This is a genomic window from Baekduia sp. Peel2402 (assembly GCF_052567285.1).
The window spans coordinates 286,753-306,608 of record NZ_CP199582.1 but is presented as its reverse complement, the minus strand read 5'-3'; the positions used below and the strand labels follow the sequence as shown (position 1 = coordinate 306,608).

22 protein-coding genes are annotated in these 19,856 nt (G+C 72.5%); 9 read left to right on the top strand and 13 right to left on the bottom strand.

Features of this window, described 5'->3' with window-relative positions:
* The first annotated feature begins 93 nt into the window (after positions 1-93).
* The gene (locus ACT01A_RS01555) at positions 94-525 is read left to right on the top strand and encodes a GFA family protein (RefSeq protein ID WP_445150482.1); all 432 of its coding nucleotides are present in this window, start codon (positions 94-96) and stop codon (positions 523-525) included.
* On the opposite strand, the gene ACT01A_RS01550 is transcribed toward ACT01A_RS01555, so the two are convergent.
* From ACT01A_RS01550 to ACT01A_RS01510, 9 genes are all read right to left on the bottom strand, one after another.
* Positions 522-3,092 (bottom strand): KAP family P-loop NTPase fold protein, encoded by a 2,571-nt coding sequence (locus tag ACT01A_RS01550; RefSeq protein WP_445150481.1) that lies wholly within the window; start codon positions 3,090-3,092, stop codon positions 522-524. The genes ACT01A_RS01555 and ACT01A_RS01550 overlap by 4 nt on opposite strands.
* A 26-nt stretch (positions 3,093-3,118) precedes the next feature.
* Positions 3,119-3,862: a type 1 glutamine amidotransferase gene (locus ACT01A_RS01545; protein WP_445150480.1), complete on the bottom strand. Its 744-nt coding sequence runs from the start codon at positions 3,860-3,862 to the stop codon at positions 3,119-3,121.
* A complete protein-coding gene (locus ACT01A_RS01540) occupies positions 3,855-4,574 on the bottom strand; it encodes a class I SAM-dependent methyltransferase (RefSeq protein ID WP_445150479.1) in 720 nt (239 codons plus the stop codon). The genes ACT01A_RS01545 and ACT01A_RS01540 overlap by 8 nt, the downstream gene beginning before the upstream one ends.
* Positions 4,571-5,944 carry a MurT ligase domain-containing protein gene (locus ACT01A_RS01535; protein WP_445150478.1) on the bottom strand — a complete coding sequence of 458 codons (1,374 nt, stop codon included), beginning with the start codon at positions 5,942-5,944 and terminating at the stop codon, positions 4,571-4,573. Before ACT01A_RS01535 ends, ACT01A_RS01540 begins: the two co-directional genes overlap by 4 nt.
* The gene (locus ACT01A_RS01530) at positions 5,941-6,849 is read right to left on the bottom strand and encodes a diacylglycerol/lipid kinase family protein (RefSeq protein ID WP_445150477.1); all 909 of its coding nucleotides are present in this window, start codon (positions 6,847-6,849) and stop codon (positions 5,941-5,943) included. The genes ACT01A_RS01535 and ACT01A_RS01530 overlap by 4 nt, the downstream gene beginning before the upstream one ends.
* Before the next feature lie 65 nt (positions 6,850-6,914).
* The gene (locus tag ACT01A_RS01525) at positions 6,915-7,712 is read right to left on the bottom strand and encodes an HAD-IIA family hydrolase (RefSeq protein WP_445150476.1); all 798 of its coding nucleotides are present in this window, start codon (positions 7,710-7,712) and stop codon (positions 6,915-6,917) included.
* A 14-nt stretch (positions 7,713-7,726) separates the two neighbouring features.
* Positions 7,727-8,224: a GNAT family N-acetyltransferase gene (locus ACT01A_RS01520; protein ID WP_445150475.1), complete on the bottom strand. Its 498-nt coding sequence runs from the start codon at positions 8,222-8,224 to the stop codon at positions 7,727-7,729.
* Between the two features lie 35 nt (positions 8,225-8,259).
* Positions 8,260-9,012, bottom strand: coding sequence for an SOS response-associated peptidase (locus ACT01A_RS01515; protein WP_445150474.1), 753 nt, complete (start codon positions 9,010-9,012; stop codon positions 8,260-8,262).
* Positions 9,013-9,018: 6 nt separating this feature from the next.
* A complete protein-coding gene (locus ACT01A_RS01510; RefSeq protein ID WP_445150473.1) occupies positions 9,019-9,621 on the bottom strand; it encodes a hypothetical protein in 603 nt (200 codons plus the stop codon).
* Between the two features lie 68 nt (positions 9,622-9,689).
* Between ACT01A_RS01510 and ACT01A_RS01505 the strand changes: the two genes are divergently transcribed.
* Positions 9,690-10,073, top strand: coding sequence for a hypothetical protein (locus tag ACT01A_RS01505; RefSeq protein WP_445150472.1), 384 nt, complete (start codon positions 9,690-9,692; stop codon positions 10,071-10,073).
* Between the two features lie 2 nt (positions 10,074-10,075).
* Here ACT01A_RS01505 and ACT01A_RS01500 read toward each other — a convergent pair whose 3' ends face one another.
* Positions 10,076-10,870 (bottom strand): hypothetical protein, encoded by a 795-nt coding sequence (locus tag ACT01A_RS01500; protein ID WP_445150471.1) that lies wholly within the window; start codon positions 10,868-10,870, stop codon positions 10,076-10,078.
* Positions 10,871-10,922: 52 nt separating this feature from the next.
* Between ACT01A_RS01500 and ACT01A_RS01495 the strand changes: the two genes are divergently transcribed.
* From ACT01A_RS01495 to ACT01A_RS01470, 6 genes are all read left to right on the top strand, one after another.
* Positions 10,923-11,522 carry a CGNR zinc finger domain-containing protein gene (locus ACT01A_RS01495; protein ID WP_445150470.1) on the top strand — a complete coding sequence of 200 codons (600 nt, stop codon included), beginning with the start codon at positions 10,923-10,925 and terminating at the stop codon, positions 11,520-11,522.
* Between the two features lie 130 nt (positions 11,523-11,652).
* The gene (locus tag ACT01A_RS01490) at positions 11,653-12,426 is read left to right on the top strand and encodes a phosphodiester glycosidase family protein (RefSeq protein WP_445150469.1); all 774 of its coding nucleotides are present in this window, start codon (positions 11,653-11,655) and stop codon (positions 12,424-12,426) included.
* A gap of 614 nt (positions 12,427-13,040) precedes the next feature.
* Positions 13,041-14,375 (top strand): glycosyltransferase family 4 protein, encoded by a 1,335-nt coding sequence (locus ACT01A_RS01485; RefSeq protein ID WP_445150468.1) that lies wholly within the window; start codon positions 13,041-13,043, stop codon positions 14,373-14,375.
* Positions 14,372-16,126 carry an ABC transporter ATP-binding protein gene (locus ACT01A_RS01480; RefSeq protein ID WP_445150467.1) on the top strand — a complete coding sequence of 585 codons (1,755 nt, stop codon included), beginning with the start codon at positions 14,372-14,374 and terminating at the stop codon, positions 16,124-16,126. Before ACT01A_RS01485 ends, ACT01A_RS01480 begins: the two co-directional genes overlap by 4 nt.
* Complete coding sequence (locus ACT01A_RS01475; RefSeq protein WP_445150466.1) at positions 16,123-16,743, top strand: glyoxalase; 621 nt, start codon at positions 16,123-16,125, stop codon at positions 16,741-16,743. The genes ACT01A_RS01480 and ACT01A_RS01475 overlap by 4 nt, the downstream gene beginning before the upstream one ends.
* Positions 16,744-16,875: 132 nt before the next feature.
* A complete protein-coding gene (locus ACT01A_RS01470) occupies positions 16,876-17,271 on the top strand; it encodes a hypothetical protein (RefSeq protein WP_445150465.1) in 396 nt (131 codons plus the stop codon).
* Between the two features lie 113 nt (positions 17,272-17,384).
* Here the strand turns inward: ACT01A_RS01470 and ACT01A_RS01465 are convergent, their stop codons facing one another.
* Positions 17,385-18,323, bottom strand: coding sequence for a hypothetical protein (locus ACT01A_RS01465; RefSeq protein WP_445150464.1), 939 nt, complete (start codon positions 18,321-18,323; stop codon positions 17,385-17,387).
* 124 nt (positions 18,324-18,447) lie between these two features.
* Between ACT01A_RS01465 and ACT01A_RS01460 the strand changes: the two genes are divergently transcribed.
* Entirely contained in the window at positions 18,448-19,035 is a 588-nt protein-coding gene (locus tag ACT01A_RS01460) for a CAP domain-containing protein (protein WP_445150463.1), read from the top strand.
* A gap of 15 nt (positions 19,036-19,050) precedes the next feature.
* Here ACT01A_RS01460 and ACT01A_RS01455 read toward each other — a convergent pair whose 3' ends face one another.
* Positions 19,051-19,335: a DUF2277 domain-containing protein gene (locus tag ACT01A_RS01455; RefSeq protein WP_445150462.1), complete on the bottom strand. Its 285-nt coding sequence runs from the start codon at positions 19,333-19,335 to the stop codon at positions 19,051-19,053.
* Between the two features lie 16 nt (positions 19,336-19,351).
* A complete protein-coding gene (locus ACT01A_RS01450; protein WP_445150461.1) occupies positions 19,352-19,846 on the bottom strand; it encodes a hypothetical protein in 495 nt (164 codons plus the stop codon).
* Positions 19,847-19,856: the final 10 nt, after the last annotated feature.

Below are 19,856 nucleotides of genomic sequence, written 5' to 3'. Positions count from 1 at the left end.
AGCCGGTGCGGGGGACCCGGCGCAGTCGGGCGTCTGCCCGCTCGATCGGGTGGATCGCGGAAGTGACCGCGCTACCCGTGCGATGCTTGTCCCATGCCCGACCTGCCCCTTACCGGCGGCTGCCTCTGCGGCGCGGTCCGGTACGAGATCTCCGAGCCGCTCGTCTCCGCGGGCTACTGCCACTGCACGCGCTGCCAGCGCAGGACCGGGACCGCGGCGGCGGCCTCAGCCCGCGTCGCACCCGGCGCCTTCCGCCTCCTCTCAGGCGGCCGCAGCGTCCGCGACTACGACCCGGGCGACGGCGGCTTCATGAAGTCCTTCTGCGTCGACTGCGGCGGCGCACTCTGGTCCTGGCACCCGGACCGCCCGGACTGGTTCAGCATCCGGATGGGCACCGTCGACGGCGATCCGGGCATCCGGCCGCAGTACCACCAGCGCGTGGAGACGGCGGCGGTGTGGGAGGCGCTGCCCGACGACGGGCTACCGCGCTACGAGGGGCCGGCGCCGCAGCACCAGCGGCGCTAGAGGAAGCCGCCGGCGATGTCACCGACCTTGGGCTCGGCGGTGATCAGCGCGCGCAGGTCGGCGCGCGACAGGGCGCCGGAGAGCGGGCGCGCCGCGACGCGGGCGAGGGCCGCGTCCCACACGGGGTCGTCGGCGCCGGCGTCCTCCAGCAGCGCGAGCAGCGGCCGGCGGGCGTCGGCCCCGTCGAGGACGCGCAGGCCGAGGAGGCCGAGGACCTCCGGGGCGCGGATCGCCAGCGTCGCGAGCTTCCCGGCGCCGCGGAGGCCGACCGACGGCGCGCCCGCGGTCTCGCGCCAGAACAACACGTAGGCGTAGAAGCGGAAGACGTTGATGAAGCGCTTGATCTCGCGCGGGTTGGCGCCCAGGTGCGGGCGGAACTCCGCGACGACGGACTGGACCTCCGGGTTGCGGTCATCGAACTCCTCTTGGTAGACGTCGCGCGCCACGCGCTGGAGGATCTCCCGGTCGCCGGGCTGCGCGGAGGCGGAGGCCTCGGCCAGCGCGCCGCCCAGCCCGGCCAGCGACGGCCGCGCGCCCTCGGGGGCGGACTCGACGCGCCGGCGGGTCAGCAGCTCGCGAACCGCCGCCATGCGGCCGGGGGTGTCGAGGGCGTCCGCAGCGTCGGGCTCGGCCGGCCCGACGCGCGTGGCCAGCGAGCCGACGAGCTCGTCGAGCGCGGAGGCGTCTGGCGGCGGCAGCGCGAGCGGCAGCTGCACCATCTTCTCTAGGAAGCGCCAGCCGAGGTCGGCGGCCTCGACCGGTCCGGCGCGCTCCTCGATGCGGTCGAAGAGCTTCTCGTAGGCGACGTGGATCTGCGCGGCGACGAGGTCCGGCTCCATGGCGATGATGAACACGCAGTTCGCGAGCTCGCCGGAGAGGAAGACGTTGAGGGCCTCGATCACCTGCGCGACGGTCGAGTACGAGCAGCGGTCGAGGTCGTCGACGAAGACCACCAGCGGCCGCTCGGGCGTGGCGACGAGGTCGAGGATGCGCTTGAGGTCCTCGTGGACGAGGTGGAGGAACCCGAGGCGGCCGTCGTAGCCGGGGTCGCGTACGAGGCCGGGCACGGTTGTCACCGCCTCCTCCTTGACGAAGCCCTGCCACTGGCGCCCGATCCCCGCGGCGACGCCGAGCGCCGCCGCGATGCCGAGCCCGCCGCCGACGCGGGTGTCGAGCAGCGCCGTGGCGCCCGCCGCCACGAGCGCCGCCGGAGCGATGACCGCCCACCGCGCGAGCCGCTGCAGGAACGCCTCGTGGATCCGGCGGCGGACCTGGCCGGGGTCGACCCGGCGGAAGTTGATCGTCGCCCAGAACCGCTCGCGCTCGATCGCCGACATGTCGCGCGTGACCTGCTCGACGATCGCGTGGGCGAGCCCCGCCCACAGCTGCTCGCCGCTCTGGTACTTCCACGCGTTGAACCAGACCGCGCGGCCCTGCCGCGGTGCCCGCCCGCCGACGTCCCGGGCCGCGACCTCCGGCGGCTTGCCCGCCAGCGCGATCACATCGCCGGTCGTGAGCCGATCTGCGGCCGCGGCGGCCGGCGGTGCGGGCGCGCCGCGCGCCAGCTCCTGCGCGACCATCCGCATCAACGACGTCTTCCCGGCGCCCCACGGCGCCTTGATGCCGACGGTGAGCGGCGTCGTCGTCCGCGGATCGCAGATGAACGCCGCGAGCGCCTCCGCATAGGGGCGGTAGCCGAGGACGTCGTCGGTCGTCCAAAGGTCGGAGGCGATGGTGGTGGAGGGCCGGTACTGGGGCTCGCGAGCCGGCGCCGTGGCGGACGTCTTGGACCCGGATGCCGCGAGGTCGCGAAAGACGGCGTCGACTCGCTCGGAGTCCATGCCGAGGTAGGACGGCAGGGCTTCCGAGCGTGCTAGCGCCAGGAAGATGCTCCACGGGCTCTCGGCGACGTCGAACCTGTGGGTGATGACGTCGAGTTGGCCCCGCACCTCGTCGAAGCTCGGCCCGGGCACGTCTGCCGCGGCGGCCTCGACGACGGACGCCAAGAGCGCTCCGACGTTCGCATCGAGCGCGCGAAGCAGCGGTGTCAGCCCGACGAACCAGTCGCGGACCAGGCAGAAGGCGAGTACGTGGCCGTCAGCGCTGTTCTCCCAGCGGAGCCTGCGCTGCTCGGCGGCCGTGTAGCTCAGCTGCGCGAGCGTCAGATGCCCAGGCTCGAACGCGGGCGTCGAGGGAGGCGGCTTCCAGAGCCACCGCCGCTCGGGCTGGAAGAAGGTCTCAGGGCAGAGCAGGCCGAGGGGAACGCGGTGCTCGCCGACCCACTTGCGAAGGGGCTCGGGATCGTCTGGGCCACGAAGTCGCCCGGTGAACGCCAGCAGCCCGTCGACCACGTGTGCCGCGACGTTCGCCGTCACGCAGATCGGCAGCTCCGCCACCGGATTCGGCAGCGAGTGAAGCTGGGACACCTCCACACGCGTGAGGTCGTGGCCGCCGAGCCTCATGACATCGCTGGTGAGGCGCACGAACTCCGCGTATGCCTCCAACCCTTCGGCGTGGAGGCGCTCGATCTCCAGCGCGGCGTCGGCGGTCGTGGAGCGATCGGCCATGCTGGCCGCGCAGTATGTCGGAGCGCTCAGACGCCCGCGGCGCGGCGGGCTGAGGCGTGGGCGGCGTCTTCGAGGCGATCGTCGAGGGGCTGAAGCGACGAAGGGTCGAGCTGCAGCGCCGTGGCGAGGAGGTAGTCGGCGAACCAAGCGTTCTTGGGCAGGAGCGGGCCGTGGAGGTAGGTGCCGATGATGTTGTTCTTCTTGACGCCTTCGAAGCCGGAGGTGCCGTCGTTGCCGTGGCCCTTGAGGACGCGGCCGAGGGGCTGAGCGGCAGGACCGAGGTGGGTGCGGCCGCCGTGGTTCTCAAATCCGGCGAGGGTGCGGGGGCCGTCGAGGCCCGGGAGGTCGACTTCGATCGCGACGTTGCCGATCAGGCGCGAGCCGTCGATGGCGCGCTTGGTGACGAGGTCGACGAGGCCGATGCCGGGGACGCGCTCGGTGCCGAGCTCGTAGTGGTCGCCGAGCAGCTGGATCCCGCCGCAGATGCCGAGCACGATGGCGCCGCGGTCGGCCGCGGCGTGGAGAGGCTCGCGCTTCAACGTGTACAGGTCTTCGGCGCAGAGCTGCTGGTCGCGGTCCTGACCGCCGCCGAGGTAGAACAAATCATGCGCGTCGGGGTCGACCTCGTCGCCGATCGTCGCCGCGGTCAGCTCGAAGCCGATCCCGCGCCAGTCGCAGCGCTTTTCCAACAGCAGCATGTTGCCGCGGTCGGCGTAGATGTTCATCAGGTCGGGGTAGAGCGCGCAGACGCGCAGGGTGCTCTTACTCATTGCGCAGGATCACCACCGTGGAGCCGACGTAGACGTCGGTGGCCGGGATCCGCCGCGCCTCTTCGGCGATCAGGCCGAGCGGTTCGGCCTCCTCGGCCAGCTCAGCGGGGGAGAGCCGGGCGAGGCGGATGACGTCGTGCTCCTCGGGTGCCCCGTCGGAGCGTTGGCGCAGGCGGTGGATCGCGGCGTGGTCGCCCTCGTCGACGACCGCGAGCGGAAGCGAGGTGTAGGTGATGCCGTCGACCGTGGTGACGTCGGGTTCCGGAAGGCCGTCGGTCTCGCCCTCGAAGCTGTCCAGCGCGTCGGCGAGCGCGGCCGCGACGACGCCGTCCTCGGTCAGGTGCGCGCGGGCGGCGCGCAAGAACTCCGCGCGGCCGTCGGGTCCGCCGAGGAGCTGAATCGTCTGCATCGGCACGATGATCAGCGCGAAGCGGCGGTCGGTGGCGAAGGCGCGGGCGTCGGCGGCGAGCGTGAAGACCGAGAGCGACGCGGCGGTCGCGCGGTCGGTCAACGCGGCCAGAAGGGCGGGCTCGCTGTCCAGCGCGGTCACGTCGATCCCGCGCGCGGCGAGGTCGAGCGTCACGCGCCCGGTGCCCGCGCCGACGTCCAACACGGGACCTTCGGCTTGGGAAGCCAACGTTCGCCACAGCTCCAGGTCCTCCGTGTAGGACCCGCACTCGACGTCGTGCCAGACCACCGCGGCGTCGGTCATCCGAACGAGCTCCCGGCGATCCCGCGCCCGACCAGCTCGCGGCGCAGCTCGAGCATCGCGGTGTAGGTCGGGATCGCGACCAGGCGCCCGGACCCGTCGGCGACCGCGGAGTCCAAGGCGGTGGACAACGCCGGCTGGACGACCAGCCGCTCCTCCGGCACGCCCGCGTACTTCAACCGCACCGCCATCTCGGCCGCGCGCGTGCCGCTGCAGACCACGCGCCGCAACCGCCCGGCGAGGACCTCGAAGTCGGCGTCCCAGACCCAGGAGACGTCGCGCCCGTCGGCGATCCCGTCGTTGAGGACCGCGAGCAGGTCGTGTTCGCCGGGTTCAAGGGCCAGGGTTCGGAGCACCTCGTTCGCGCCCGCCGGGTTCTTCACCAACAACAGCAGCAGGTCGCGGTCGGCGATCCGCACGGTCTCCGCGCGGCCGAACGCGGGGGAGACCGCGGCCAGGCCAGCGACGATGTCCTCCGGCGACGCGCCCAGCGCGGTCGTCAGCGCCGCCGCGCCCAACGCGTTGTACACGTTGTAGAGGCCGGGCAGCGGGAGCGTCACGTCGACCGTGGCCGAAGGGAGGCGCAAGCGCACCCGCGCGCCCCGCAGCCCGTCCAGCACGACCTGCTCGGCCGCAACCGACGGCGCCGGCCGCGTCGCCCCGCAGGCGTCGCAGTGGTAATGCCCCAAGTGCCCCAAGAAGATCAAGTCGTAGTGGTAGGGCGCGCCACAGCGGCGGCAGTGCTTGGAGTCGGCCGCATGCGCCATCCCGTCCAGCGCCATCGCCGGGTCCTCGACGCCGTAGTAGACGACCGACTCCGGCGAGCGAGCGCGGCCGAGGTCGGCGACGAGCGGATCATCCGCGTTCAACACCAACGTGGTGTCCGCCGCCTCGGCGACGACGCCCGCCCAGCGGTCGGCGATGATGTCCAACTCGCCATAGCGGTCCAGCTGATCGCGGAACAGGTTCCCCAACAACAACGCGCGCGGCCGGATCTGCGGCACTAGCCGGTCCAGCCAGAACTCGTCGATCTCGAACAGGCCGGTGTCGCCCGCGATCGAGCCTCGCGAGCCTGCCGCCTCCAGCAGCGTCCCCGCGATCCCGCCGGCCATGTTCGCGCCCGCGCGGTTGTGCACCAACGTGTGCCCGCCGCGCTCCAGGATCGAGGCGACCATCGCGGCGGTCGTCGTCTTGCCGTTGGTGGCGGAGATCACCGCCGACCCATTCGACAAGCGGCCAGACAGCGACGCCACCGCATCCGGCTCCAGCCGCAGCAGCAGCTTGCCCGGCAGCGACGTCCCGCCCCGGCCGGTGCGACGGGACAGCGCGCCGGCGGCGCGCGCGGCGGCGACCTTGGCCCCCAGCAGCGTCATGCGGGCAGCAGGACCCGGATCGCTCCCGGGACGGCGCGAATCGTCGCGGGCAGCTCGCCGATCGGGTCGCCGTCGGCGTACACGGTGAACGGGCGGTCGGCGGCGATCCGGACCTCGGCACCGCGGCGCATCGTGATCGCCTCGCGCTCGAGGTGCGTGCCCTTAAACACATCGCGCAGGCAGGCGATGAACTGCAGGCGCGAGGACGGGGAGAACATGATGGCGTCGAGCGCGCCGTCGTCGAGGCGGGCTTCCGGTGCCGCGTACATGCCTCCACCGTAGGCCTTCCCGTTCGCGGCCGCGACCGACCAGCCCTGGAAGGTGCGGCGCTCGCGGTCGACGGTCACGTCGAAGGTCGCGGGCTTGAAGCTGCCCATCGCGCGCAGCGCGGCGTAGGCGTACACCATCGGCCCGAGGACGCTCGGCGCCTCGTTGGCGATCTTGTTGGCGACCGAGTCAAAGCCGACCGACGCGATCCCGACGAACGTGCGTGCCGGCTCGTTGGTGCCCTCGCTGACGACCTCGCCGACGTCGATCGGCGTCGGCACGCCGTGCGCCAGCAATCCGCACGCGACGACTGGATCCCGGCCGATGCCCATGACGCGCGCGAAGTCGTTGCCGCGGCCGCCGGGCAGGATCCCCATGATCGCGTCCTCGCGGCCGCGCAGCGCGGTGGCGACCGCGCCGACCAGACCGTCGCCGGACAGCGGCACGGCGACCTCGCCCGCGTCGGCGGCGGCGTTGGCCAGCTCGATCGCGTGGCGGATCGACTCGGTCTGGAAGACCCGGAACGGGACGCCGAGCCGCGTCAGCTCCGCCTCGACGGCGGGCAGCGCCTTCAGCGCTCGGCCGCCGCCGGCCGAGGGGTTGACGAGCAGGGCGACGGGCCGCGGGCGGGACATCATGCGCCGTCCATCCTGCCGGATCGGGACGAGGGGCGGCGCGCCGGGGCGGGCGGGCCTGGGATCACTCAGCCGAGGATCAGCTCGGCGAGCGTCGGAGCGATCGCGACGGGTGCGGGGTCCTGCGCTGCGCGCGCCTCGGCGGCGGTGGTGGCGCCGGTCAGGACGATCGCGGCATCCAGGCCCGCGGCGGCAGCGCCGGCGAGATCGGAGTCGAGACGATCGCCGACGACCAGCGCACGGCCGGGGCCGAGGCGGTCCAGCGCCGTCAGGAACGGCTGGGCCGCGGGCTTGCCGAGGTTCTCGGCGGTCACGCCGGTGGCGGCCTCGACGGCGGCGACGACCGCGCCGGTGCCGGGCCACATGCCGTCAGGCATCGGGAAGATCGGGTCGCGGCCGGCGCAGACCAGCGCCGCGCCGCCGAGGACGGCCTGGACCGCCTCGCGCAGCTCGTCGTAGTCAAAGCCGTCGTGGGTGGCGATCACGACGACATCCGGCACGGCGGGGACGTCGCGGCCGTTGACGACCTTCAGCCCCGCGTCGATCACGTGCTGGTGGATGACCGGCGCGCCGGCGACGAAGGCCGAGCGCCAGCGGTCGCGCCGCTCGGCCAGCACGTGCTGGACCGCGCCGCCGACCGTCACGACCTCCTCCAAAGACGCGCGGAAGCCCAGGCCCCAGAGCTTGCGGACGAACTCCTCGCCGCTGCGGCGCCCCTCGTTGGTCACGAACGCGATGCCCTTGCCGGCGGCGCGCAGCGCGGCGAGCGCCTCGACCGCGCCCGGCGTCGCCTCGTCGCCGACGTAGACGCAGCCGTCAAGGTCGAGCAGGACGTGGTCGTAGCCCGCGACCAGCTCGGACAGCATGCGCGCGGCGCCGCTCACGCCGCGTCGCGCTGGATCTCGAAGACCTTGCGGTCGCCCTCATCGGCGGCCAGGAGCATTCCGGCCGCCGCCAGCACGCGCTGGGAGGCGAGGTTCACCAGATCGGTGTCGGCGTGGATGCAGCGCACCTCCGGCTGCTGCAGCGCCCACTCCAGGACCGCGCGCAGCGCCTCGACCGCGTAGCCCCGGCGTCGCGCGGCGGGCACGATCCCGAACCCGACGCTGACCTCACCGAGCTCGTCGGGCGGCGCGTGGAAGCCGACGTCGCCGATGACGACGTCCTCGTCCTTCAAGACCACTTGGTAATGGCAGAAGCCGCCGCGATCGACACCGCGCTTGACGAGGTCCTCCTGCATCGCGACCGCGACCAGCGTGCCGTCCAGCGGGTAGTCCTCCGCCCAGCGCAGGCCGGGCACCGGCACGCCCTCCAACAACGCCTGCATCTCGGCTGGGCCGAGGGGGCGCAAGCGCAGGCGGGCGGTCGTCAAGGTCACGTAGATCCGACCCTACCGCGCCGGAGCGGAGCGATTCAGAAGAGCGTGGGAGCCGCGTCGTCGCCGGGGCCGGAGACGGCCGTGGCGTCGTCCTCCGGCGATGCGTCTTCGAGGCAGTCCGGCGCGTCGTGGCGCGCGTCGCTGACCGCATAGCTGACGGCACGCCGCGCGGTCATCGCTTCCGGCAGCGGTGCGAGCAGCTCCTGGAGCAGCGGCGCCGGCGTGCCGTGGTCCAGCCACGCCTCTTCGGCCGCCGCGTCGGGCAGCATCACCGGCATCCGGTCGTGGATGTCGGCGATCTTCTGGTTGGCCTCGGTCGTGATGATCGTGCACGACCGCAGCCCCTCGTCCGGGGCGCCATCGCCGTGCCAGGACGCCCAGAGCCCCGCGAAGGCGAACGGCGCGCCGTCGGCCCGCGTGATGTGGAACGGGCGCTTGCGGCCTTTCGAACCGTCCGCGCGCGCCTGCCACTCGTAGAACCCGTCGGCGACGATCAGGCAGCGCCGCGTCTTCAGCGCGTCGCGGAACGCGGGCTTCTCGGCAACCGTCTCCGAGCGCGCGTTGATCATCTTGTAGCCGACCTTGACGTCCTTGGCCCAAAACGGGACCAGGCCCCAGCGCAGGAGCTCGCCGCGCGGCTCGCCCTCCTTGGAGGTCGTGACCGCGACGACGTCGTCGCCCGGCGCGACGTTGAACCGCTGACGGATCTCCAGCGACTCGCCGAGGCCGATGAAGCGCGACCGGAGGTCGTTCCCGGCCGGCGTGGCGAGCGAGTAGCGGCCGCACACGGCGGACTAGGACCCGCGAGAGGCCTGCGCGCGCGCCTGGCGACGCCGGCCCAGCAGGGCCAGCACGACGAGCGCGACGATGACGATCAGGATCCCGAGCCACACCGCGACGAGGATCGAGACGCCGCCCAGCGGCCACGCGATCAGCTTGGCGATCAGCGTGCCGACGAGGACAAGCGCGACGACCAGGCCAACGATGATCGCGATGCCGCGCACGCGGGCGAACGTGCCCGCCGACTTCGGCGGCGCGACGAGGCCCATGGCGCGCAGCAGGAAGAGCTGGCGCGAGGACGGTGCCTCCTGGCCGAGGCGCTCGACCGCGGCCTTTAGATCGTCCGGCCGGCGCTCGGCGAGTGCCAGCGACGCGTCGGCCATGCGGCGCAGCGCCATGCGCTCCTGCGGCCGTGCCGAGGCCAGCGCCTTGCGGAAGTGCTCGCGGGAGGCCTTGGCGTCGTAGCGCTCGGCGGCGCGGGCGCCCAAGATCGCCTGCGCGGCGGCCTTGAACTTCTGCTCGCGCTCGAGCTCCTCGTCGCTGCGGGTCTCCAGCTGCTGCATGGCTTGGAGCCCGCCGGTCTGCTGCATCCGGATCTGGCGCTGCTTGGGCGGCATGTCCTACGCAGCCTATCGGCAGTGGGCTCGCATCACCGCGCGGGCGTAGACGTGGCAGGATGCGCGCGATGCTTCGCCGCTTCACGCTCCTGATCTGCCTGGCCGCCTGCGCCGTTCCGGTCGCCGCGCACGGGCAGGCAACCCCGTTCGCGCCCCTGCCGCAGGCCGCTCCACAGCAGCAGACGCCAACCGCCACGACCTCGACCGCGGTTGACGAGGACGAAGGCCTCGATCCGTGGCAGCAGATCCTGATCTTCGCGGGTGGCGGGATCCTGCTGCTCGGGATCGCGTGGGCGATCCTCACCGACGCCCGCAACCGCGCGCCGTCGGAGGAGAAGACCGAGGAGCAGGACGCTGCGCGTGAGCGCAAGGAAGTGGACCTCAAGCGGCGCAAGGCCAAGAACCGCGCGGCGGCCAAGCGGTCGCGCCAAGCGCGCAAGAAGAACCGCTAGCGCTAGCGGGACGTCTCGGTCTCGCCGATGTCGCCGTCTTCGGCGACGTAGCCCGTGCCGAGCGCGGCGCCGGTCGCGGCCAGGCAGGCGCGCTCTAGGCGGACGAACACCAATGCTTTGCCGGCCTCGCCCTGGGCCGGCGTGTTACGGCACCAGGTGTAGGTGTAGGTCTTGAAGTTGAGGGCGGCGACGAACGCGTGGCCGAGCTCGGCGACCTTGGTGTTGTCTGCGGTCGTGACGTGCTTCTTGATCGCCACGCAGTCGTAACGACCGATGGGCTTGGTCAGGACGCGATCGTCGGGGATCGCCTCCTTGGACTTCAGGATCGGGCCGCAGACGGTGTCCTTGATCGGGCCGTCGAGCTCACCGGTCTTCTCGCGCGCCTGCGCGTCGGCGGTGATGCGGTCCTCCACGGCAACGACCAGCGCTCGCCGCGCGGCGAGCTGCTGGTCGTCGGTGGCGTCGGCCGCGGGCTTGAGTCGCGGCGCCGCGCCGTGGTGGGGAGCTTGGATCTTCTTGAGGCGCGCTTTGAGGGCCTCGACGCGCCGGGTCTGCTCGGCCTTCTGGCGTGCCTCGCGATCGTCGCGGTCGCTCAGCGCGAGCAGGCCGACGACGCCGGCGCCGGCGAGGATCAGGACGCCGATGACGCCCGCGATCAGCCAGCGCCGCTGGAGCGTGGAGCGCGAGGCCGTGTAGTAGGAGCGCTGGCAGTGCGGACAGCGCTCGTACCGCGTGCGGCCCTCGAGCCCGCAATGCGGGCAGGTGCGCAGGGGAGGCTCGGGCGTCTCGTCGGGCACGACGTAACCAGCGTAGACATCTTTGGTGGTTGTGCGCAAGACTAAAGGCGCAATGGATCGCTTCGACCCCGGACCCCAACCGTCGGGCCGGTCGCCCGCGCCGGGGCGGCTCGGGCTCGTGCAGGCGTTCGCCAACGCGTTCTGGGATCTGGACCGCGACGGGGCGGACGAGTGGGGCGATGCAGATGAGTACGCAGCGTGGCTGGCGGCGCGCGGGTTCGGCGGGGGCGACGTGGGCGAGGCGGACCGCCTGCGGGCTGTTGCTCTACGCGAGGCGGTGCGCGACCTGGCGCGACGCCATCACGACGATCCGACGCCAGCGCCGGCGGGCGCGCCGGAGCTCGCCGTCCTGGATGAGGCCGCCGCGCGCGCGGCGTTGCGGGTCTCCGTGGCCGGCGACGCGCCCGTCCACGTCCCGGTCGGTGACGGGCCCGACGACGCGCTCGCGCTGGTGGTCGCCGTCGTCGCCGAGGCGATGGCCGACGGCACCTGGACGCGTCTGAAGGCGTGCCCCGGGCCGCACTGCGGCTGGGTCTTCTTCGACGGCTCGAAGAACCGCTCGCGCCAGTGGTGCTCGATGCAGATCTGCGGCAACCGGGTGAAGGGCCGCGAGTTCCGGGCGCGCCGCCGCTCGTCCGCGTCCTCACGCTGATCAGACCAACCGCCGATGCGAGTCCTAGCCTTCGCAGGGCTCCGCGGAGGTCCGTCGAACGGACGCTTCACCACTCGTTCACCGCGAGCTCGACCCCACGACCGACTCTGTGTCCGCGCCCATGGCTGCTTTGTCCTCCCGTCTGACGCCGCTGCGTGCACCGCAGCCGCGGCTCCGCCACCTGCGCCGCGAACGGCTGCGCCTGGCCGACGGTGCGCGGACCACGCTCTACGTGGCCCGCTACGACCTGCGCCGCTTCGAGCTGCGTGTCGTGCGATTGCGGCAGCCCGCGCCGCTGGAGGCGTTCTGCCGCGCGAACGGCTTCGACGAGGCGCTGGTCGGCGGCTTCTACGAGCGCCCGGACCTGATCCCGCTCGGCGAGTTGCGCACCGGCGGCGTCGCGCGGCGCCACGTGCCGTTCACGGCGCCGTTCGACGGGATGCGCGCGTGCCTGAGCGTCGACGGGACGAGCGTGGCGATCGCGCGCCGCGCCGCATTTCCGACGTCGCCGCCCGGCGATCTCCTCCAGGCCGGGCCGCTGCTGGTGCGCGGCGGCGCCGTCGTCCGCGGCGACGAGGAGGGCTTCTCGGCCGGCGCCTCGCAGTTTGACTCCGACATCACCGACGGCCGCCACCCACGCGCCGCGGTGGGCGTGACGCGGCGCGGCGAGCTGTTGGCGGTGGCCTGCGACGGCCGCGCCGACGACGAGGCCGGGTTGCGGATCGACGAGCTCGCCGAGGCGATGGCCGCGCTGGGCGCGGTGCAGGCGATGAACCTGGATGGTGGGGGCTCGACGTCGCTGGTCTGCGGCGGGCGGCTGCGCAACGTGCCGCGCGAGTCGCACGGGGTGGCGCTGCCGGGTGGGCGGACGGTGCCGACGGCGCTGGTGTTTCGGCGGCGCTGAGGGGCCTGCGGCGTTGGTGGCGCTGCGCGAGGCGCTGGGGTTTGCGGCGAAGGGGCGTGAGGCCGTTGAGGCGTGGCGACCGTCTCTGGTGTGGATCGTCGCCAGGGGCACCGCCGGCGGCGGGGATGAACAGCGCATCAAGACATGATTGCGGGCCTCATGGGGCGTCCGTTGGCCTTGGGGTTTGAGGGTTCGGGCTCGAAGGACGCGCGTTTGAGGGTCCGGGTCGTTTTAGCGTCGTATATCGACCATAAAACGACCCGGATCCCGATTTCGAGGTGCGGGTCGCTGCGAGCTGGCATATGCAGCTCTCAGCGACCCGGATCTCCGAAACCCTGATCCCTCGAACCCCAGCGGCCGAGGGACCGCCCTTGAGGCCGAGTCTGATGTCTTGATGCGGCTGTAAATCCCCGCCGCCGGAATCGCCCCCAGCGACGATCCACACCCCAAGCGGTCGCCACGCCCCAACAGCCTCACGCCCTCGCCGTCTTAAGCGCCCGCGCCGACACTCACTCCGACAGTCACCTCCCGAAACGCCCGCACCACCATCCCCGACGACAGTCACCTTTCCGGTCTGCTGTACAACAGAGAGCGTGCATGCGCTCTCCGCTCTGATGTTCTTCCCAAGGGGTGGCTCAGCGCATGTCACCCGCGCACTCGCCACCGAGATGCCAAACCACGGCTGGGACGTCACGCTCGTGACCGGCTCGCGCTCCTCCGGCCTCGGCGACGCCCGCACGTTCTTCGATGGCCTCGACGTGCGGCCGGTGGACTTCGATGCCGGCGACGCGCCGCTGCATCCGTCCTACGAGGACCGGCCGGGCGCAGCGGACCAGGTCTTCGCAGCGGTCGACGACGAGACCTACAACAAGCACGTCGACGCCTGGGCCAACGCGCTTGAAGACGCCGACGCCAACAGCGCCGACGTCCTACAACTCCACCACCTGACGCCGATCCACGAGGCGGCCGCGCGCGTCGCGCCGGACGTCCCGGTCGTCACCCACCTGCACGGGACCGAGCTGCTGATGCTCGAGGCGATCGCCGACGGCGCCCCTTGGCCGCACGCTCAGGCATGGGCCCGCCGGATGCGCCGCTGGGCGCAGGACTCGGCGAAGATCCTCGTCCTGGAGCGGTCGCAGATCGCGCGCGTCGAGGAACTGCTCGGCGTCGGCGCCGATCGCTGCGTGGTCACCCCCAACGGCTTTGACCCGACCTGCTTCGAGCGCATCGCGATCGACCGCGCCGCCCACTACCGCCGCCACCTGGTCGACGAACCGCGCGGCTGGCTGCCCGGTGAAGACGAGGGCTCGGCGCACTACACAGCGGCCGACATCGCGCCGCTGGTCGGCGGCGGACCGGTCGCGATCGCCGTCAGCCGCTTCACCGCGGTCAAGCGCCTCGGGCTGCTGGTCCGCGCCTGGGCGCGCGGGCAGCGCGAGCGGCTGCTGCCGGCCGACGCGTCCCTGGTCCTGCTCGGCGGCTACCCGGGCGAGTGGGAGGGTGAGCACCCGGCCGACGCGATCACCGCCTCCGGCGCGCGCGGCGTCTTCCTCGCGGGCTGGCACGGCCACGACGCGCTCCCGTCCTTCCTCTCGGCCGCCGATGTCAACGTCCTTGCCTCGGTCCGCGAGCAGTTCGGGTCGGTGCTCGTCGAGGGCATGGCCTGCGGGCTGCCCGCGGTCGCCGTCAACCGCTTCGGCCCAGCCTCGATCATCGACGACGGCGAGACCGGCTGGCTCGTGGAACCCGACGACGAGCACGCGTTGAGCCTCGCCATCGCCGCCGCGCTCACTGACGACGAGGAGCGCCGCCGCCGCGGGCGCCGCGCCCGCCGCTCCGCCCAGGAGCGCTTCTCCTGGCCGGCGATCGCCGGCCGGCTGGCGTCGGTATTCGACGAGGTCGCCGACGTCGCTGACGGACGCCTGGCCGCGCCAGGCACCGCCGCGTGACCGAGCCGGAGACGACGGCGAGCCGCCGTTCGGAGCTCCGGCGCATCGGGCGCCTCTTCAAGCCCTACAAGATGAGGCTGGGCTCGGTGCTGGCGCTGATCGCGCTCAGCGCCAGCATCAGCCTGATCTCGCCGTTCCTGCTGCGCGAGGTCCTCGACGACGCGATCCCCAACGACAACACCGGGCTGCTGACGTGGCTCGTGCTCGGGATGATCGCGGTGGCCGTGATCACCGGCGCGCTCGGCGTAGCGCAGACGTTCTTGTCCAACGTGGTCGGCCAGGAGGTCATGCACGACCTCCGCGCCGCGGTCTACCGCCACCTCCAGCGGTTGTCATTGGCCTTCTTCACGCGCACGCGCACCGGCGAGGTCCAGTCGCGGATCGCGTCGGACATCGGCGGGATCCAGTCGGTGGTGACCTCGACCGCGACGTCGATCGTCTCCAACGTCACGACGGTCCTGGCCACGATCGCCGCGATGTTCGCGCTGGACTGGCGGCTGGCGGCGTTCAGCCTCGCCGTCCTGCCGTTCTTCGTGTGGATGACGCGGCGCGTCGGCGGCGAGCGGCGCAAGATCACCGCCCAGCGGCAGGGGCGCGTGGCCGACATGTCGTCCTTGGTCGAGGAGTCGCTGAGCGTCTCCGGGATCCTGCTCGGCCGGACGATGGGCCGCGGGGAGGAGCTGGCCGACCGCTTCTCCGCCGAGTCCCGCGAGCTGGCGACGTTGGAAGTGCGCTCGCGCATGGCGGGGCGTTGGCGGATGGCGTCCGTGCAGATGTCGTTCGCGATCATGCCCGCGTTGGTCTACTGGTTCGCCGGCCAGACGTCGGCGATCTCGGTGGGCACGTTGGTGGCCTTTACAACGCTCCAGACGCGGCTGCTGTTCCCGATCGGATCGTTGTTGTCGGTGTCGGTCGACCTTCAGTCCTCGCTGGCGCTCTTCCACCGGATCTTCGAGTACCTCGACTTGCCGGTGGACCTCGCGGAGGCCGATCACCCGCGCACCCTCCACGACGTCCGCGGGGAGGTCGCGTTCGAGTCCGTCACGTTCGGCTACGACCCCGATGGGCCGCCGACACTTGATGGCATTGACTTGACCGTCCCGGCCGGGTCGTTCACGGCGATCGTGGGGGAGACCGGCAGCGGTAAGACCACGTTGGGGTACTTGGTCGCGCGGCTGTACGACGTCGGCGCGGGCCGCGTGGCGATCGACGGCACCGACGTGCGCGATGTCTCGTTCGCGTCGCTGGCCGAGACGGTGGGGTTGGTCTCGCAGGACACCTACCTGTTCCACGCGACCGTGCGCGAGAACCTGCGCTTCGCGCGGCCGAACGCGACCGACGCCGAGCTCGAAGCCGCGGCGCGCGCGGCGCAGATCCACGAGCTGATCGCGTCGCTGCCGGAGGGCTATGAGACGACCGTCGGCGAGCGCGGCTACCGCTTCAGCGGCGGCGAGAAGCAGCGGATCGCGATCGCGCGGGTCGTGCTGCGCAACCCGCCGATCTTGGTTCTGGACGAGGCGACCAGCGCGCTGGACAACGAGACCGAGCGCGCCGTGCAGGACGCGCTGGACCACCTCGCGGCCGGGCGCACGACGATCGCGATCGCCCATAGGCTGTCGACCGTGCGCGACGCCGACCAGATCGTGGTGCTCGACGGCGGCCGGATCGTCGAGACCGGGACGCACGAGGAGCTGCTGGAGCGCGGCGGGCGCTACGCGGCGCTGCACGAGGCACAGGAGACGCGGGCGTGAGCGACGCGCGACCGCGGCTGCTCGCCCTCGACCTCGCCGCTTCGCCCGTCGCGTGGGGCGAGGCCGGGTTCGCGATCGGTGAGAGGAACGTCGTCGGGATCGGCGCGACCGAGGTGCGGCTGCGGGACGAAGGCGACGGCTTCTTCAGCTGGACCCTCTCCGGCGCCGTGCCCGACGGCGACGGAACGCTCGAAGGCGTGCCCACGACGGTCGCCGCGCCTCCAGGCCAAGCGGCGGCCGCAACCCACGCCAACGGCGTCACCGCGATCGACCACGTCGTCCTCGCCACGCCCGACACCACCCGCACCTTCGAGGCGCTCGAAGCCTCCGGCTTCACCCTGCGCCGGATCCGCGACGCCAGCGACACCCTGCGCCAGGGCTTCTTCCTCTTCGAGGAGTGCGTGCTCGAGGTCGTCGGTCCGCCCGAGCCGCCGCCCGACGGCGGCGCGGCCTCCATCTGGGGCATCACGCTCGTCGCGCCCGACCTCAGCGCGCCCGCCTTCGGCCCGCACCTCTCCGCGCCACGCCCCGCCGTCCAGCCAGGCCGGGAGATCGCGGTCTTCGACCGCGCCGCCGGCCTCGGCGCGCGGGTCGCGCTGATGACCCCGCGCGCGTGAGACCGCATCGATACTGACGCGCGCCCGATCGCCCCATAGGTTCGCGTAAGCGCCGCACCGGACGGCGGTTTGGGAGGGCAGACACCCTCTCCCTCCCCGACACACCAGGAGCTTACGATCAACATGGGGTTCTTGAAGGACATCAAAAACCTGCAGAAGCAGGCCGAGGCCATGACGCCGCCGGAGCACCGCGGCGTGATGGGCGGCTTCCGCCAGATGCGCGACGGCGTCGCGCAGGCCAACGAGATGCTCGGCAGCATGCAGGCCGAAGGCCAGAAGGCCCAGCACTTGATGGCCAACGGCCAGGTTGCCTCCGCGACGATCACCGCCGTCCGCGACACGGGCATGACCATCAACGACAACCCGACCGTGGAGCTCGACCTGGCGGTCTCCCTCAACGGCACCGAGCCTTACGCGGTCACGCACCGCCAGACGATCTCCCGGATCGCGATCCCCTCGTTCCAGCCTGGCGCGACGGTCCCGGTCCGTGTCGATCCGAGCGACCGGACGTCGCTCATGATCGGGTGAGCACGTAGCACCTTCGTACTTACGGACCTTGGTCGCCGTCTCTCCGCTGGACCGGACAATGGCGGCCAACGGCGTGCGTCCCCGGCTCCGCACAGCCGGGGACGCCGCCACCCTTAAAGACCCAGCGCGCGCTCCTTGATCACGCACTCCCAGTACGGGGTGACATCGCCACCGCAGGTCTCCGGGCCCGTCAGGACCGCTCGCGGCCCGATCGGCGCCCAGCCGTGGTGGGCGTGGTGGTCGGGCACGATCCGCGTCGCGGCCGTGCGCAGGTCGCGTCGGACGAAGCCCCACTTCGGCCCGGAGCAGCCGCTCGAGTCACCGAGGCACGTCGTCAGCCAGCCCAGCGTGCGCCCGTCGAAGAACTGCGGCGCGAGGATCGACTGTCCGCCCTCGCCGGCGCCGACGGTCGCCAGCGTCCGCCGCCGCCCGGTCGCGACGTTCTGAACGCCCACCTTCTGCGCGTCGTTGCCGCCGACCCGCGAGTCGACGTACTGGATCACCGAGACGAGCCGCGCACCGCGCAGCTCCAGCTCGCGCATGCTCGGGTAGGACTTGGGCTGCCGCGCTGGGATCCGGCCACGCCACGGGTGCAGGATCCGCGGGCGCAGCCCGGGGCCGAAGCGCATCGCGACCGCGTCGTCGTCATCCTCGCGATCGGTCCACGCCAGGCGCCCGCGCCAGAGCGTCACCGACGTCGCAGGACGCGCGGCCTGCGACGTCTGGCCGACCAGGCGCGAGGGCATCAACGGCAGCCGCCCGATCCGGATCCGGCACTTCGCTCCGGCCGGCTCGCAGACCGAGACGACGATCGACGGCCGGCCGACCGCGTCGGGGCCGAGGTCGAACGGGATGCCGACGGGGATCGGGCTGTCGCCCTCTTGGACGCGAGCGCGCTCCGGCCGTGTGGTGACCCTGCCGCCGGGCGCGCGGACGCGGATCACGTAGCGCTTGCCGTCCGCGGTCGTGTCCTGCCACGCCGCCCAGCCGCCGTAGGAGTGAATCGGGCCGGGCGCGTGGGCCTGCGCGACAGGGTGCTCGGCGGCGGCCATCGCCTCCCCAACGACGCCGGACCGCGATCCGCCACGCCGATGTGTCGTTTGCCGGACCGAACAGACGTCCATGCGAGGCGCACTCTGCTCGCGCGCGGCCGAAAGGCGATCGATAGACACCGCAGTGCCTCGACTGCGTCACATCCTCGCCCCGCTGGTTGCGCTGACCGCCGCGTTGGCGGTCGGAGTCCCGTCCGCATCGGCTGCCGCGTGCGCGAACACGGACGTCTCGGCCAGCAATCCGGCCGCGGCCGACGCGACGCTCTGCCTCCTCAACAAGGAGCGCACGAGCCGTGGGCTGGGCGCGCTGACGCGGTCGGCGGTGCTGGACAAGGCCGCGGACAAGTTCGCCGCCGACATGGTCGAGCGCGAGTTCTTCGACCACGTCTCGCCGGGCGGTGGGACGTTCATGGACCGCATCAAGGCCGCCGGCTGGCTGCCGTCGGGCTCCTGGACCGCGGGCGAGAACATCGCCTGGGGCTCGGGCTCGCTGGCCACGCCGGAGTCGATCGTCGACGGCTGGATGCACAGCCCCGGTCACCGCGCCAACATCCTCAACGGCGCGTTCACCCAGATCGGGATCGGGATCGCCGACGGCGCGCCGCAGGACGGCATCCGCGGCGAGGCCGGGACCTACGTCAACGACTTCACCGGCGGCGGCACCAAGAAGCGCGCCGCCAAGCGCGCCCGCCGCGCCTCGAAGCACCGCTAGCGCGGCGCCGCGCCCTCAGCTCGCCTTCGCGACCAGCGTGTAGCGCGCCTGCGCGCGCTTGCGCGCCTTGTCGGCCTCGACCTCGCGGTCCTTCGGCGCCGCGTTGGTCACCAACGACCCCAGCAGCTCCTCGGTGGCCGCCGTAATCGCGGCGACCGCGTGGTCGAACGCCTCTTCGTTGGCCTGCGACGGCTTCGTGAAGCCGCTGACCTTCCTCACGTATTGCAGCGCCGCGGCCCGGACCTCGTCCTCGGACGCCGGCGGCGCGAAGTTGTACAGGGTGCGGATGTTGCGGCACATGCACCCAAGCGTAGGACTACGCCGCCTGGGCGTCCAGCTCGGTCGCCAGGTCGGCGACCACCCGCTCCTGAGCCGCATACGCCTCGCGCAGCGCCGCCGTGGCGCCCTCATCGGCCACGACCTCGGGCGGTGGATGCAACGCCAGCGCCGCGCGCACGCGCAGCGCCAGCTCGCCGCCGCCGATCGCCTCGGCCAGGTGCGCGAGCACGCCCTCGCGGACGCGCGCGCCGTCGGCGAACGCCGCCAGGACCGTGTCCGGCGACAGCGGTGTCCGGCCGAAGACGCGTCCGTGCAGGACCGCCGGGTTCGCGCGGTGTCCGAGCGCCTGCTCGGCGGCCAGCTCGTCGCGCAGCGCCACGGCGCCCGCCAGGTGCTCGATCGCCTGCGTGATCCCGGTCGCGTCGACCGGCAGCGACGCGCGCAGCTCCTCGGAGACCGCCGCCAGCAGCGCGGCCCGCTCAGCCCGCGCGCCCGCCAGGATCGCGTCGACCTCGGCGCGGTAGGTGCTCACGCCTCCGAGA